General features: G+C 45.5%; 13 protein-coding genes. 5 read left to right on the top strand and 8 right to left on the bottom strand.

Features of this window, described 5'->3' with window-relative positions; translation table 11 throughout:
* Position 1: 1 nt before the first annotated feature.
* The 3 genes from MUK70_RS24890 to MUK70_RS24880 are packed head-to-tail and all read right to left on the bottom strand — an operon-like array spanning position 2 to position 6,872.
* A complete protein-coding gene (locus MUK70_RS24890) occupies positions 2–877 on the bottom strand; it encodes a transglutaminase family protein (RefSeq protein ID WP_234605727.1) in 876 nt (291 codons plus the stop codon).
* Positions 867–3,404, bottom strand: a complete 2,538-nt coding sequence (locus MUK70_RS24885) for a circularly permuted type 2 ATP-grasp protein (protein WP_234657458.1) — start codon at positions 3,402–3,404, stop codon at positions 867–869. Before MUK70_RS24885 ends, MUK70_RS24890 begins: the two co-directional genes overlap by 11 nt.
* 45 nt (positions 3,405–3,449) lie before the next feature.
* The gene (locus tag MUK70_RS24880; RefSeq protein WP_234657459.1) at positions 3,450–6,872 is read right to left on the bottom strand and encodes a transglutaminase family protein; all 3,423 of its coding nucleotides are present in this window, start codon (positions 6,870–6,872) and stop codon (positions 3,450–3,452) included.
* Between the two features lie 311 nt (positions 6,873–7,183).
* Between MUK70_RS24880 and proC the strand changes: the two genes are divergently transcribed.
* Both proC and MUK70_RS24870 read left to right on the top strand, forming a co-directional pair.
* Positions 7,184–7,987, top strand: coding sequence for a pyrroline-5-carboxylate reductase (gene proC, locus MUK70_RS24875; protein WP_234657460.1), 804 nt, complete (start codon positions 7,184–7,186; stop codon positions 7,985–7,987).
* A 12-nt stretch (positions 7,988–7,999) separates the two neighbouring features.
* Entirely contained in the window at positions 8,000–8,908 is a 909-nt protein-coding gene (locus MUK70_RS24870) for a DUF1338 domain-containing protein (RefSeq protein ID WP_234605736.1), read from the top strand.
* Here the strand turns inward: MUK70_RS24870 and MUK70_RS24865 are convergent, their stop codons facing one another.
* The 3 genes from MUK70_RS24865 to MUK70_RS24855 all read right to left on the bottom strand — a co-directional run bounded on the left by MUK70_RS24865 (position 8,909) and on the right by MUK70_RS24855 (position 11,479).
* Positions 8,909–9,208, bottom strand: coding sequence for a hypothetical protein (locus MUK70_RS24865; protein WP_234605738.1), 300 nt, complete (start codon positions 9,206–9,208; stop codon positions 8,909–8,911). It abuts the gene before it with no gap.
* Positions 9,208–9,471, bottom strand: coding sequence for a DUF4160 domain-containing protein (locus MUK70_RS24860; protein WP_234657461.1), 264 nt, complete (start codon positions 9,469–9,471; stop codon positions 9,208–9,210). Before MUK70_RS24860 ends, MUK70_RS24865 begins: the two co-directional genes overlap by 1 nt.
* Before the next feature lie 67 nt (positions 9,472–9,538).
* Positions 9,539–11,479 carry an SGNH/GDSL hydrolase family protein gene (locus tag MUK70_RS24855; protein ID WP_234657462.1) on the bottom strand — a complete coding sequence of 647 codons (1,941 nt, stop codon included), beginning with the start codon at positions 11,477–11,479 and terminating at the stop codon, positions 9,539–9,541.
* 93 nt (positions 11,480–11,572) lie between these two features.
* Between MUK70_RS24855 and MUK70_RS24850 the strand changes: the two genes are divergently transcribed.
* From MUK70_RS24850 to MUK70_RS24840, 3 genes are all read left to right on the top strand, one after another.
* Positions 11,573–11,863: a hypothetical protein gene (locus MUK70_RS24850; RefSeq protein ID WP_234605743.1), complete on the top strand. Its 291-nt coding sequence runs from the start codon at positions 11,573–11,575 to the stop codon at positions 11,861–11,863.
* A 74-nt stretch (positions 11,864–11,937) separates the two neighbouring features.
* Positions 11,938–12,456, top strand: a complete 519-nt coding sequence (locus tag MUK70_RS24845; RefSeq protein WP_234658927.1) for a helix-turn-helix domain-containing protein — start codon at positions 11,938–11,940, stop codon at positions 12,454–12,456.
* Positions 12,453–13,295, top strand: a complete 843-nt coding sequence (locus MUK70_RS24840; RefSeq protein ID WP_244784531.1) for an IS3 family transposase — start codon at positions 12,453–12,455, stop codon at positions 13,293–13,295. The genes MUK70_RS24845 and MUK70_RS24840 overlap by 4 nt, the downstream gene beginning before the upstream one ends.
* A gap of 49 nt (positions 13,296–13,344) precedes the next feature.
* Here the strand turns inward: MUK70_RS24840 and MUK70_RS24835 are convergent, their stop codons facing one another.
* Together MUK70_RS24835 and MUK70_RS24830 are read right to left on the bottom strand one after the other, a co-directional pair.
* On the bottom strand, positions 13,345–14,223 hold the full coding sequence (locus tag MUK70_RS24835) for an NAD(P)-dependent oxidoreductase (protein ID WP_234658328.1): 879 nt from the start codon (positions 14,221–14,223) through the stop codon (positions 13,345–13,347).
* Between the two features lie 21 nt (positions 14,224–14,244).
* Positions 14,245–15,858, bottom strand: coding sequence for an acyl-CoA carboxylase subunit beta (locus tag MUK70_RS24830; protein ID WP_234658330.1), 1,614 nt, complete (start codon positions 15,856–15,858; stop codon positions 14,245–14,247).
* Between the last annotated feature and the right edge of the window lie 26 nt (positions 15,859–15,884).

Genomic DNA, 15,884 nt, shown 5'->3' with positions numbered 1-15,884 from the left:
TTCACACCGGAATCACATCCACTTCCACCGAAAGCGTATGTTTTCCATAACTGAAAATAATGCCCTTCAATGGCGGAACATCGGTGTAATCGCGGCCCCAGGCGGTGACAATGTGGCGCTCACCGGGAACAATGTTATTCGTCGGGTCAAAATCGCACCAGCCATGATCGGGAATATAAACCGATATCCACGCGTGCGACGCATCAGAGCCTTGTAATTTCTGCTTTCCGGGCGGCGGCAATGTTTCCAGATATCCACTAACATATCTTGCAGCAAAGCCAAAACTCCGGATACAAGCAATCGCCAAATGCGAAAAATCCTGACATACGCCCTTTTTAGCATGCAAAACTTCCTTAATAGGCGTGTTAACCGTCGTGAAATCGGGCACAAACTTAAATTCTCTGTAAATCTTCCCACAAAGCGCATTGACACAATCAAACAATGGCAAATGATCCGCAAAACAATCCTGCGCAAAGTTCCTGATTTCCTGATCCCACTTTATAGACGGACTCGGCAGCATATATTCCAGCAACGAAATTTTAAGCGCCCGGTCGGAAATGAGACGTTGTAGCGCCGCTTCGCAGGAAATGTCTGATGGCGGGAACAAAGAGCCGTTGGGGGCGAGTGTGCGTTCAACTGTTGCTGTGGTGAGCACAGTTAACGTTTTGTGCGGGGCATGCAGGGAAAAATAATGTGTTTTATTTCCATAAAAATCGGTGCGCTCGATGACCTGGGTGGGCTCTGGCAAAATTTCTATTTTAAAATCGCTGCATTTCTGATCGGGCAATGTTCTTGGCGCAAGGCAAAGCAGGCTGTGATAATTGTTCACGGCCTCCGCGTATTTATATTCCGTTTTATGGATCAGTTTATATTTCATCCGTGTCGTAATCCACTGGTGCGTAAAATGAATGATGCATAAGCGTATGGCTGAAATACATATTGGTCAAATTCACCGAAACCGCGCTAATAAGCTTGGAAACTTCGGAAAGCAGATCAAACAAATCAGCCCTTTCAAATGACCCATTGCTTTTGCTCAATTCCGAAATGTCGGCAAGCTTGATTAATGTCGATGCTTTCAAAACATATTTCTGCGCATCATTAAGCCTTTCTCCCCGCGTCGTTACGGGTAATTTGCCAATGTTGTTTTTGAGCTCATCCAGCATGTAAACCAACGAGTAAGGCAATGTTTTTTCCAACAAAACCATATCCAGCATCGCTTCCACACTCAAATGCGACTTATAAATCTGCCTGTAATTGACCAGCAAATGGTGGTTGATCAATGTGGCCTCAATCAACTCGTTTTCCACGCCCGGCGCATTTCTGACACCAAAATTAGACTGTATAACGCTAATCCTTGAAAGAATCCGCTCGATCAGCTTTCCGGTTTCCAACAATAAAAAACTATTGTCCCGCGGCATGCTTTCCGCGATCACACCCAGGAACGTGAACATATTATTAAACAAGCCATCCAATGTCTTCTGAATGTTGTTATGATGCATTGAAGATGCATTCAAAATCTCGTGATAACCATTATCAATCAGATCCACAATCCGCCATATTTCCTGGTCCCACTGGTTCCTGACCGCTGCCACTGCATTCAAAAACGAGCCAATGTTAGCCGCAATCGTTCCGGGCCGGCTGGTGTTGGAAATCAGGTCAATGATTTCGTGATAAGGGTCTGACAAAGGATCTTCTTCTTCCAAAAAGCCGGGATAGGTTGAGGAAAGATGCGTCAGCGATTGCAGCAGGATCTTGATATGCTCCTGTTTGGCTGAGCCTCCGAAGTTGCGGTCCAAATTGAGCACATTGATCGTAATGTTCATAAACTTGATCACCGCCATCGTCCGCTCGCAATAACGGCCAATCCAGAATAAGTTTTCAGCACTGCGGCTGGGCAGTGAAACGTGTTTATTAACCGAAACCGGCGAAGTGAAAACGATTTTTTCCTGAATCTCTTCCGTCGTATCGGACACAATCCACGTGTCTTTTGACAACCCGCCATTTTGATTTGAAATTACAAACCGGTCTTTTACGGCCGAACTCCTCGTCAAACCGCCTTGCATGACATGGTAACCGTTTTCGTCAGCAACCATAAAAGCCCGCAATGCTGCATAACGCGGCTCAATGTTGCCATTCACAAATGATGGCGTCGTAGACAAGCTCACTTCCTGCTGCGCAATAAACTCATGCGGCCGCTGCATGATCATTTTTTTCAGCTCTTCCTTCTCTGCAAAACTCAGCAGCCTGCCATATATAGACTTAAATCTCGTTTTTCGATTTGCTTTCTTAATAATAAGCTCATCCATGTGATCCAGCACATACCGAAGCTCTTTCACGTGCCCGCACCACCAGGTTGCAACGGACGGCATCAGTAACTTTTCCCCCAGAAAATAATTGCTAATGTTGCCCATAAAGGCATGAAACGCATGATTTTCCAAAACACTGGTTCCGGGCGGATTCAGCACCTGGACATTTCCCAGCCGGATCGCTTGCAGCAATCCCGGAACGCCTAATCTCGAATCTTCACGCAATTCCAAAGGATCGCACCAGTCGTCATCGATCCGACGAATGATAACGTCTACTTTTTGCAGCCCATCAATGGATTTAAGCCAAACACAGCCATTCCGAACAAGCAAATCGTCGCCCTGTGCGAGTGTGTAACCTAGGTAGGAAGCCAGATAAGCATGTTCAAAATAAGCTTCATTATTAGGCCCCGGAGTCAGATAGACAATGTTGGGCGCTTCTTTGCTTTTATCCGATAATTTTAAAACCGTGTTTTGAAGACTATTAAAATACGGCGACAATTTGCTCACATACATTCCCTCAGCCAGCTCGGGGAGCAGCTTACTCATCACCACGCGGTTTTCCAATGTATAACCCGAGCCCGATGGCGCCTGCGTCCGGTTATCCACGACCCACATTTGACCGTCCGGACCGCGTGCCATGTCTGCCGCAAACATCGTAAGTTGTTTGTTAGCAGGGATTTTTATATCAATGCAGGCGCGAAAGAAACCAGTATTGTCAAAAACGAGTTCAGCAGGGATTATTCCATCTTTTACAAGATTTCTGGGTCCGTAAAGGTCTTTTAAAATCAAATCAAGCAGGATAGCGCGTTGTTCAAGGCCTTTGGCAATGCCGTTCCATTCTTTTTGTTCAATCAAAAATGGGATCGGATCCAGCTGCCACGGGCGGTTGAGGCCGTCAGGCGTTCCGTACACATTATAAGTCACCCCGTTTTCCCTGAGCTTGCCGATGATTTCCTGGTCACGGCTTTTCAGCTCGTGCATCCCCAGTTTTTCCAGCTTCTCAAAAAGTGCTTTCCAGTAGGGCTTGATATTTCCGTTCAGATCAAGGACTTCATCGTAAGAACTCAGACCGCTTTGATAGGATTGTAAAAGATTCACGGAAGCCTCGGTAAGCATAATTCAGTTAGGGGTTGTATTGAAAATCTATTTCGATTTCCAGTATTTACGTAAATCCAGCGTATTTGGATACTCCGGATTGATTAATTCTATCGGCGTGTCGCTTTTCATTTCTTTCTTCGTTTCTGCAACAAAGCGGGATACGCTGCCTGTTGATTTTTCCAAAATAGGCACTTCCTGCTTGGCAGATGGCGTGTGTCCAAAACCTTGAAACAAGCTGATCTTGCGCGATTCTGCTTCAAAACTATTGACAGGATAAGTATCAAAACTGCGGCCGCCAGGATGCGAAACGAAATAAGTGCAACCGCCCAAGATACGGTTATTCCATGTATCCACAATGTCAAAAACCAGCGGCGCATCGGCCCCGATCGTCGGGTGCAACGCGGATGGCGGATTCCAGGCTTTGTAGCGGATTCCGGATACGAATTCTCCTTTGATCCCCGAACTGCGCAAAGGAACGCGACAGCCATTACAAACCAGAATATGCCTTCCTTCCACAAATCCGCTCACTTTTACCTGCAAGCGCTCCAAGGAAGAGTCCACAAAACGGGCCGTGCCGCTGTTGGATAATTCTTCTCCCAAAACATGCCACGGCTCAATCCCAAGGCGCAAATCGAGCTGAATGTTATCAACTGTAATGCCGCCATAATGGGGAAAACGGAACTCGAAGAAGGGATCAAACCACGAAATATCGAAGTTATAACCCGCATCTTTCAGGTCATTCACAACGTCCACCATATCCAGGTAAGCGAAGTGCGGCAGCAGGAATCGGTCGTGCAACTCGGTTCCCCAGCGAATAAGCTTGTGCTTGTATGGTTCTTTCCAAAATTTGGCTATTAATGCCCTTACCAGCAATGTTTGCACCAAATTCATGTGCTTATGCGGCGGCATATCGAACGCGCGGAATTCCAGAATCCCTAACTGTCCCGTTGCCGAATCAGGCGAATAAAGCTTATCCATGCAAAACTCCGAGCGGTGCGTATTCCCAGTAATGTCCACCAGCAAGTTTCTGAAAATGCGGTCCACCATCCAGAATGGCACTTCTTCGCCCTCAGGAATTTGTTCAAAAGCAATTTCAACCTCATAGAGTTTCTCATCCCGCCCTTCATCAATGCGCGGAGCCTGACTTGTGGGGCCAATAAATGGTCCTGCGAAAAGATAACTCAATGCGGGATGATGCTGCCAGTAAGTCACTAAACTCCTGAGCAGATCCGGACGGCGCAAGATAGGGCTGTCAGAAGGCGTTGCGCCTCCGATTGTAACGTGGTTGCCGCCGCCCGTTCCCGTATGACGCCCATCCACCATGAATTTATCTGTGCCCAATCTTGAAAAGAAAGCCTCTTCATACAGCGCACTAATGTTGTCAACCAGTTCCTGCCAGTTTTTGGCCGGATGAATGTTCACTTCAATAACACCTGGATCGGGTGTAACAATCAGCTTTTGAACGCGGTGATCAGTTGGCGCAGCATAACCTTCAATCCTGACCGGCATTTGAAGCTTTTCCGCCGTGGCTTCAATCGAAGCCATCAGATCCAAATAATGTTCGAGATAATCTGTTGGGGGCAAATAAATATACAGAATGCCGTCCCGCTCTTCCACGCAAAGCGCAGTTTTGATAATAGGAAGCTCAAACAACAGCTTGTCATCTTCGTCGCTGCTCTTTTTCGTCTTTTGATCATCATCTTCCTCAACCACCGGATTCACCGGAAGCACATAAGGCGGCGCAACCGAGCCATAACGTGATTCAACGATGGGCTTAAAATCAAGCAGCGGCGGCAAATCTTCAAAAGAACTGCGCTCAACAGGCTGCTCGCGATGCGCTTTTGCAACTTCGGGAAGTGATTTTAGCGGTAACCTAAACCCGATTGCGGAATTTCCCGGAACGAGAAAACAATGTTCACGCTTAAACTGCCATGCTGAACTTGACCAATGCTTACCTTTTTCATTCCATTTAATGGGCAAAACAAATCCAGCAGGGTTATTAAGCCCTTTTTCCAGCAATTTGGCCAAAGTCCTTCTTTCAATAGAATCTTTGAGATTAACCTTTAACGGATCAACATTAACGGGCAGTTTGCCTTCTTCCATCGCCCAGTAAATCGGGTCTTCGTAGGCGGGTGTAATGTTGTTAGTATCTAAACCAAGATATTTTGTAAGCTCCGTTGTAAAAAGCTCAGCTTCGCGGAAAGTGTATTTTGTCTGGCCTTCTTTGGTTACCAAATCATCATTGCGCCACATTGGAACACCGTCATTTCTCCAGTAAAGCGCATATTGCCATCTTGGAAAGGGTTCTCCGGGATACCATTTGCCCTGTCCGAAATGCAAAAGTCCGCCATGTGCAAAGCGCTGTTTAAGCCTTAATGCCAGATCATACGCCAACTGTCGTTTCAATGGCCCATCAGCAGCAGTGTTCCATTCCGGTGATTCAAAATCATCGATTGAAATGAATGTTGGCTCGCCGCCCATGGTCAGGCGCACATCGCCTTCCTGCAAATCTTTCTCTACATCATGCCCAACCTGCATCACAGCCGCCCATTGCTCTTCGGAATAAGGCTTGGTTACGCGCGGATCTTCGTGTATGCGGAAAACTTTGTTATCAAATTCAAATGTCACCTCGCAAATGTCCGTCGCGCCCGAAACCGGTGCAGCACTCGCATAATCGGGTGTGCAGCAAAGCGGAATGTGGCCTTCACTTGCGAAAAGCCCGGAAGTCGGGTCCAAGCCGATCCATCCCGCGCCGGGCACATAAGCCTCCGTCCAGGCGTGCAAATCCGTAAAATCCTCCTCCGGGCCAGATGGCCCGTCCAATGATTTAATATCAGAAGTTAGCTGAACGAGATAACCCGAAACGAAGCGCGAAGCAATGCCTAAATGTCTGAGTATCTGCACAAACAACCAAGCCGAATCGCGGCAGGAACCGCTCTTGATATTCAGTGTTTCTTCGCACGTCTGGACGCCCACTTCCATGCGAATGTTGTAATGGATTGCATTGTAAATCTGTTGATTCAAGTGAACCAGAAAATCTACGATCTTAATGTCACGATTAACCTTTGCTTTTTCAACCCATTCCATCAAAGCCGGACTTGCTTCTCTGGGTTCAAGATACGGACCGAGCTCTTTTTTTAATGTTTGCTCATAGGAAAACGGATACATTTCCGCATACTCTTCCACAAAGAAATCGAAAGGATTAATGACCTGCATTTTGGCTATCACCTCGACTTCTATGCTTAATTCCGTCGTTTTTTCCGGAAACACCACCCGTGCCTGATAATTGCCGAACGGATCTTGCTGCCAGTTTATAAAATGTTTTTCAGGGGATATTTTTAATGAGTAACCTTCAATGGCAGTTCTGGAATGAGGGGCAGGGCGCAACCGGAAAATGTGCGGTGAAAGCGAAACACTCCGGTCAAACTTATATTTTGTTTTATGAGAAATAGCAACTTTTATAGCCATAATTGAAGTATTACAATAGTCTTAGGTTAATTTGGTTAGCAAGAAATTTCCGGCCCGTAAAAAAATGTATTATACTTATTTTTCAAAATATAAACTTGCACAAAATCCTTTGCACCGAATATTATTCACATTAGCCGCCAGATTTCGGAATTGAAATTTTTGTCGTTGCAATAACGGCATATGTTTCCAAACATGCCGCTATGGCGATTCATTCCCTGCGAAATTTTACAAATTGTTTTTCCTGCACCAATTATTGTTTAAAAGTTACGTAATTCGTTCAAAGCTTACGAATACAAATCCTTATCCTTCTAATGAAAATTGCAATTATCGGCTGCGGCAATATGGGAATGGCCTTTGCGCGCGCTTTCCTGAAATTTGATCTGGTTAAAAAGGAAGACTTTTTGATGGTCGAAAAGAGTGAAGACCGCATGGATAGTCTGAACAGTTTCCAGCCCGGCGTCATTTCAGGCGTTATCGGGCCGCAGATCGGTGAATATGACCTGATCATTCTTTCTGTAAAGCCGCAGGATTTCACGCCCGTATCACAAGCATTGCGCGAAGTGGTGAAGCCGCATCAGGTGATTTTGTCGATTATGGCGGGTGTAACCATTGAACGCATTCAAAATTCGCTGGAACATAAAGCCGTTATTCGGGCCATGCCTAACACGCCTGCAATGCTCGGAATGGGTATAACCGCCTATTCCGCGTCGCCGGAAGTGGACATTAACCAGCTCAGAAAAATCGAAAACCTGATCAACGCAACGGGGCGGTCTGTGTTCTTGGAAGATGAGGATCAATTGAATGCGGTTACTGCATTAAGCGGCAGCGGGCCTGCTTATTTTTTCTATGTGGTAAAAGCAATGATCGAAGCCGGTAAGCAAATGGGTTTTGAAGAGTCTGTGGCTGCGTTATTAGTGAAGCAAACCATGCTGGGATCATTTCACTTGATCAATACGGCGGACAAATCTTTGGATGAACTGATTAAGGCCGTCGCCTCGAAGGGCGGAACTACGGAAGCAGCATTAGGACAGTTCGAAGCGGGACATCTAAATGAAACATTGAAAAACGGCATTATCGCTGCGCAAGTAAGGTCAACCGAATTATCAAAAGGATAAAAAACAATTATTATGAGCCATTCACACAAATTTGAAACACTGGATGTCGTGTTGAACGGGCTGATGCGCCGATATAAAGAACGTGTTCCGGATGTAAGCGTAATATTGAATGCAATGGTCGCCGACGGCGTTGTAAATAATGTAGACGACATTGAAAATGACCACATTGCATTTCGCACGATGGGCGTTCCAAATCTGGGCGTCCGGTCGTTTGAAAAGATCTTTTTGCATTATGGCTATGAAAAGCGTGACCATTATTTTTTTGAAGGTAAAAAACTGGACGCCTGGTGGTTTAGCCCGCCAAGGGAAACCGATCCGCGTATTTTCGTCAGTGAGCTTCGGGTAAATGATCTTTCGGAAGAAAGCCAGCGCATAATCACAAGCTATACCAATGAAGTGACCACTGATCCTGTGGATGCATTGGACCTGGACAATGGCGTGGAGGTCGATGCATTCCTTCACCGCCCTTTGTGGCGCACACCGACTGTGGCTGATTATCAGTCGCTTTTACATGAAAGTGAGTATGCTGCCTGGGTGATTTACAACAGATATTATCTTAATCACTTCACAATCAGCGTGCATAACCTGCCGGACGGCTATAATACAGTCGCAGCATTTAATGAATTTTTGGAAAAGAATGGCATTCGGTTGAATACTTCGGGAGGAAAAATAAAAATCAGCCCGGATGGCGGCCTGCTCCAAAGCGCCACCATCGCCGAAATGATCCATGCAGAATTCGCAAACGGTGAACATTTAGAAATTTCCGGTTCCTACGTTGAATTCGCAGAACGAAAAGTCCTTCCCCACTTCCAAAACATCCCCCCAGCCGAAATCACAAGAAGACACCGCCGCGATGGTTTTGAAGCTGCAAATGCCGATAAGATTTTTGAGAGCACATACACAACGCAGACTCGGAAGTAATTAATCCTCCAACACCGATTGCTGAAATAACACATCCGGGCAAAAATCCAACGGGGCAGGGATGAGTTTGCCATCGTAGTCAACCATTTCTGATACATTGTCCCAATAAATGGTTCTGCCGTCGGTTTTTGCTTCTAGAAAACGCTGTTCGTTCAGAATTTTATAATAAAGACTGTGTTCCTTTTGAAAATAGTCCGAAAGAAAAGAGCCAAAATCAATTGTCCTCACCTTATCATCACTCCACAAAACTTTGATAGTGAATGGCTTGATTGATAATATTTCTTTCACTCTGGGATTCATTATTGTAAAGGTTTGATTTTTCTAAACTGCCCATTGTCCTTTTGCGACTCCTGATAATTGATCGTCAAATCATCTCTATAAAGCTCCACCCACGCCTGAATGAGCCTTATTTGCTTCCTGGGTAAATCACCGACAATAATGTTACCGGTTTCAATAGAGAATTGCGCTTCCTGATCGCCGTACTCGGCATGAAAATGAGGTGGAAAATGATCTTTGAAATACATGTAAATCACTATTCCAAAAAAACGAGAAATTTCGGGCATCAGTTCGTAGTTAAGTGTGTGAAAATTGAAAAAATAAGCGACTTAACGCCTGACCAAATTTATAGAATCATTCATTCACTAAAAAATAAACAATCCTACAAGCGTTACCAATGCTTTTTTCATTCTTGTCGCCAGCAATGGTTAAGCGGAGTTTGTGCTTGCCCGGGGAAAGTTCGTCGCCCAGCATTAGATACCAGGGTAAGTGCAACTGGTTGCTCCATGGGGTAAAGAAGTCCAGGGTTTGGGGCTTTTTGCCGTCGATGGTGTAGGTGATTTTTCCTGCATCGGGGCCGGAGATAATGGCTATGCCTACACCTCGGCCTTTAAACTCGAAGTCTAATACTGCGTTTGCTTGTTCGCCAACCAGCATTGGCACATTGACAAAACCTGGCCTCGTTGGCACCTTGTCCGCTGGCTTCCAGTCCGGGCTAAGTGTGAATCCTTTCATATTTTTGGCCTCTGCGACTTCGTGATAGCTTCCTTTTTCGTAGGAAAACTTGTCCATTGGCGCGGGCAGTTTTATCGCATTTTTAGCGGCGCTGCTGTCCGTTTTGATTAGCTCTTTAATTGTTTGAAAATACACCTCCTGCCCATAGGGCGATGGATGCAGGTCTTTAAAATCATATTTCCAGGAAAACTCACCTGCTGTAATCCGGTCGTAGACTTCTTTGGCAAGGTTAATGTACGCCGTTCCGTAATGTTTCGCAACCCGCTCGTGGACCGCAACTTCTGTGGGCACTTTTCCTTTTTCGTAATCCGCATTCTTGGCTGGCTCTGCAAATGCCATTAATATAACATTGGCACTGGGGTTAGCAGCATACAAATGTCTTAAAATCCCTTCCAAGCCTCTGATCTGCGCTTTTTCGGTGAATCCATTTCCCCGATCATTTACAGCTGCTTCCAGGAAGAGCAAATCGGGCGTGCCCTTGGCCAGCACGTCGCGCTCGAAACGGAATGCGTGCGGCGTGCTCCCCAGCGACGGAATGCCCGCTGCAATGAAGGTAAAGTCGGTTTCAGGAAAATGTTCTTCCAGATATTGCGCCGTTTTATCGCGCCAGCCTGGGTTGTGTGTGATAGATCCGCCCAGGAATGCGACCGTGCCTTTTTTCTCTTTTTTGAATTTATCAAAAGCATTGCCCAAGCCCTTATTAATCTGAATGTAAGGCTTATGAGACAAGACCTTTTGCACAGGAACGCTATGCTGCTCGATGAAATTGGCAAAATATTCGGGATGCTCGATGGGGAAATGATGTCCCTCCATTTCCTGATCGCCGCGGTTCATGGGATAAACACTAATGGGCCCGCCCAGCTGCATATAGTTTTTTACCAATAAGTCACTGTTTTCTTCAGCCGGAACATGCTTATCTTTCAGGCCGATAACATGAACTATCGGGACTTTAAATGATGCTAACCCGGCGAGATCATTCAAAGGAATGTCCGTAAATTTCGCTGCTTCATTCTCGGTAACATTGAAGAGTTTTAACCATGCCGCCCAATCTTTTTCCGATCCCGGGCCTTTTCCCTTTCCTCCCGGCCAGCTTTTCGGATCGCAAACGGGCGCTTCGGCGTAAATGCAGCTTACTTTATCGGGATTGCGCTTGGCCCAGCCATACACATACAATCCACCACGACTTACGCCTTCCAGCGCCACTTTGGATGCAAAATGCTTTTGATTTACCAGATAATCATAAAAAGCATCCCAAACCTGCATGGCTTTTGGATGCCCAAACATGTCATTGGTGTTGATATAGGCGATGTAAAAACCACGGGAAAGCAAAATGCTGTCCATTTCTGTGTGCCAGGTGGGGAAATGCGCGCGCCACACCCAGGGGTTTCCGGCAATGGCTGTTCGCGGTTTCACATACCAGGCATTCCGGCCTTCAAAAGTGAATTCAACCTTTTCAAACCCTTTCCAGGAAGACATTTTCGCTTCCGGCTGAGCATTTACAAACGGTCCTGAGATCAGCAGGACCGCAAACCATAACCAATTTAAATTTCTTTCAATCATGCCGGATAAAGAAATGTTTGCGTCAAATTTACCGGTAAGCTTGCCTGATTGGTATGATATTTTAGGTGTTTATACCAAACTAAAATAAGACTTATGGACAAGATCGAAAAGTATAAGACCATGGAGAAGGTCCTTCGTGAAATAGAGGATTTGAAAAATAGTGAGACCGCGGTCATTAAAAAGATAGGCCAGATCGAAACAGAGAACATGAATTTAAATGTTCAGGGTTTGGATAAAACACTTAATGAAATCTACGATGGTGTTTATAAAAATCTTCAACATGTGGAGGATCTTCAAACCTCGTTCACTGAAACAGTCGCTGACTTTAAAGAGAAGAACAATATAACTGATGAGATGTTACTTGAATTTAGTGAGAATAATTAATTGCTCACTAAATAATGAAAAAGGCTGCATATGCACTGCCCCCAAAAAGTTAGACACTTCTTGGGGGCTTTTTTATGGGCAAAAACAGAAAACACAGTGTAGCTTTCAGGCTAAAGGTCGTTAAAGCCTATCTAGCCGGTGATGGTATCAATGAATTATCCAGACGCTTTAAGATTGCTAAATCCAGTGTGCAAAAATGGATTGGACATTATAAGCAAGGCGGGGGTTCAAGCCTTTTGCCGCAATACGGGCACAATTACACAAAAGAATTTAAGCAACAAGTCGTGCATGCTTATCAGAACCAGGGCTTATCTTTGAATGAGTGCTGCTTCAAATTTAAAATACCCAGCATGAGTACTTTACATGTCTGGATCAGGCAGTATGAGCAGTTTGGTATAGATGGTTTTATCACGGCCCGTGGCAGGCCCAGGTCTATGAAAAACAAACCCAAGATCATTAAAACATACGGTCCATTGACCCGATTGGAGGAGCTCGAAAACGAGAACCTGCGCCTGAGGGCAGAGAATGACTTGCTAAAAAAGCTGGATGCCTTAATCCGCGAGAAGGAAGCTGCGCAAAAGAAAAAGCGTTGACAATCCATGGGTTAAGGCAGAAATACCCGCTTGAATTGCTTTTGGACCTCTTTGAAATACCCAGAAGTAATTTCTACTACCATATTAAAAATAGCGCTGCCGACAGCAAGTATAAAGACGCGCGAAGGCAGATCAGGCAAGTTTATGATCGGCATAAGGGAAGGTTCGGCTACCGTCGCATTACAATGACTATCCGTAAGATGGGCAGCAACATCAACCATAAAACGGTCTTAAAGCTGATGAAGGCCATGGACCTTAAATCGCTGGTCCGCGCCAAAAAGTACCGCTCTTACAAAGGTCAGACAGGCAAGGTAGCGCCCAACATCCTCAACAGGGATTTTAAATCTATAAAGCCATCACAGAAATGGGCAACGGATGTCTCTGAGTTCAGGGTGAAAGACAAAAAACTTTTTCTATCTCCTATTATTGATCTCTTTAATGGAGAAATCATCAGTTATAGCCTATCTGAATCGGCTAATTTCAAACAAGTCACACAAATGCTCAAAACCGCATTTAAAAAGATAAATAAGCCAGAAAGCCTGGTGCTACATTCGGATCAGGGATGGCAATACCAAATGAGTGAATATCAAAAAATGCTCAAATCAAAAGGCATTACCCAAAGTATGTCCAGAAAAGGCAATTGCCTGGACAACGCTATTATTGAAAACTTTTTTGGAACAATTAAATCGGAATTGTTCTACCTGAACAAATATCAAAGCATTGATGAGCTCAAAAAAGACATCAAAGATTACATTCACTATTACAACAAAGATAGGATCAGGCTTAATTTAAATGGAATGAGCCCGGCTCAATACCGGGCTCATCACACTAATCGTTAAATCTTAACTCGTCCAACTTTTGGGGTTCAGTCCAATATGCAGCCTTTTTTTATGCTCCGGCGTCATCGGAAGCGCCCTGTGCCAGCGCGCTCCAGTCCAGATTGTCCCGCTTTTTGGCCAATGCTGAAATAAACCGGTTACGGATCAAATCGGCCATCGGCATAGGAACATTAACGTCTGAGGCCGTTTGTAAGGTAAGATTAATGTCTTTCAGCCCTAATGCAAGTTTGAATGCGACTGGCTCGTAAACATTATTGGCAACAAATTTTCCATAATTCTGGAATATGGGCGCGGCAAATAATGTCTGCGTAAGCATTTCGTAAATGCTTTGGCGGGAAATCCCGTTTTTCTCGGCCATAGTAAAAGCTTCTCCCATCATTTCCAAACTCGCCGCGATCATGAAGTTTCCGGCCAGCTTTACCACATTCGCTGCTCCCGGATCTTCCCCAAAATCATAAATGCCTTTCACAAAACCCTGCAAGATTGGTTTCGCGATTTCCTTCGCTGCCGCTTTCCCAGATATGGCAATGTTTCCTACCCCTGCAACGACTGCTTCCGGCCTCGCAAAAATCGGTGCGGCAATGTAAGTGGCTTCATACCAGTCATGTATCTGGCTCAGTTGGCGGGAGGTTTCAGGTGAAATGGTGCTCATGGAAATATGAATGCCACCTTTGCCGAGTTTCTCAACCAGTTCCATGTTGAAAACTTCCTCAACAACCGAATCATCAGCCAGCACGGAAATGACAATTCCGCCAGTCTCAATCGCGTCTATCGCATTCTCAACGACTTTTGCCCCTAATTTAGCCAAAGGCTCTGCTTTTGAGGCTGTTCTATTCCAAACGGTCAACTCGTAACCTGCTTTAATCAGACTTTCTGCAATCGGTGTTCCGAGGTTACCCAAACCCAGGAATGTTATTTTTTCAGACATAATTATTAACGTTTAGTAAAATCAAACCTGCATTACCCCAACATTAAACGGCTTCTCGATCGGAGACTGGTCTGCTGCTGCAATGCCCATAGAAATAATTTTCCGTGTTTCTACCGGATCAATGATGCCGTCGACCCATAATCGTGCCGCAGCGTAGTAAGGTGATAGTTCCTGATTATAACGATCCGTGATTTCATCGAGCAATGCTTTTTCAGCTTCGGGCGTGATGGTCTCGCCTTTTGCTTTTAATGTTGCTGTTTGTACTTGCAACAGCGTTTTTGCTGCTGTCGCGCCGCTCATAACAGCCATTTGGGCGGTGGGCCAGGCAAAGATCAATCGCGGATCATAAGCCTTTCCGCACATGGCATAATTGCCGGCGCCGTAAGAATTGCCTACAACAAAAGTGAATTTTGGAACAACAGAATTGGCAACGGCATTCACCATTTTTGCACCGTCTTTAATGATCCCCCCTTGCTCTGCACGACTTCCTACCATAAAGCCCGTCACGTCGTGGAAGAAGATCAAAGGAATTTTTTTCTGATTACAATTCATAATAAACCGTGCGGCTTTATCGGCCGATTCGCCATAAATCACACCACCCATTTGCATTTCACCCTTCCCGGATTTGACCATCTTGCGCTGATTGGCCACAATGCCGACAGCCCAGCCATCCACGCGCGCATAAGCACAAATCAATGTTTTTCCATAATCGGGCTTGTATTCATCCAGCTCAGAGTCGTCCACAATGCATTCCAGGATATGGCGCATGTCGTACGGTTTTAGTCGGTCCGTGGGCAATAGTGTGTAAATTTCTTCGGGAATGCGCTTGGGTGCGAGGGGTGTTTTTTTATCAAAACCTGCGGAAGCGGGCCTTCCAATTTTATCAATATGTCGCTTAATGGCATCCAGACAGGATTTGTCGTCCGGAAACTTGTTGTCGGTCACGCCGGAAATCTCGCAATGCATGGAAGCCCCGCCCAGTGACTCCGAATCCACATCTTCGCCAATGGACGATTTTACCAGATAGGGTCCGGCTAGATAAACCGAGCCGGTTCCTTCGACTATAAATGCTTCGTCGGACATGATGGGCAAATATGCGCCACCTGCGACACAACTGCCCATAATGGCGGAAATCTGCACAATTCCCATGGCAGACATTTGTGCATTGTTCCTGAAAATCCGTCCGAAATGTTCCTTATCCGCAAAAACCTCAGCCTGCATGGGCAGATAAACGCCTGCGCTATCCACAAGATAAATGACCGGCAAGCGGTTTTCCATGGCAATCTCCTGCGCACGGAGGTTTTTCTTGGCGGCAATCGGAAACCATGCGCCTGCTTTCACAGTAGCGTCGTTAGCGACGATCAGACATTGTTTTCCTGAAACATAGCCGATCCCAGCGACCACGCCGCCGGACGGACATCCGCCTTCTTCGGCGTACATGCCATCCGCTGTAAAAGCTCCGATCTCAAGGAAATACGAATCCGTGTCGATCAGATAATCAATTCTTTCTCTGGCTGTGAGCTTGCCTTTTTTATGTTGTGCTTCAATTTTTTTGTGACCACCGCCGAGTTTTACCTGCTCGTATTTTTGCTGGAGAACCTGGATGAGTTGGGGAAGACTTTCTTGATTAGTCATATTGATGAAGTAATGTAATTCGTCAC

The organism is Dyadobacter chenwenxiniae (assembly GCF_022869785.1).
GTDB lineage: Bacteria > Bacteroidota > Bacteroidia > Cytophagales > Spirosomataceae > Dyadobacter > Dyadobacter chenwenxiniae.
The sequence above is the reverse complement of the archived record's forward strand: the minus strand, read 5'-3'. Positions and strand labels throughout refer to the sequence as shown.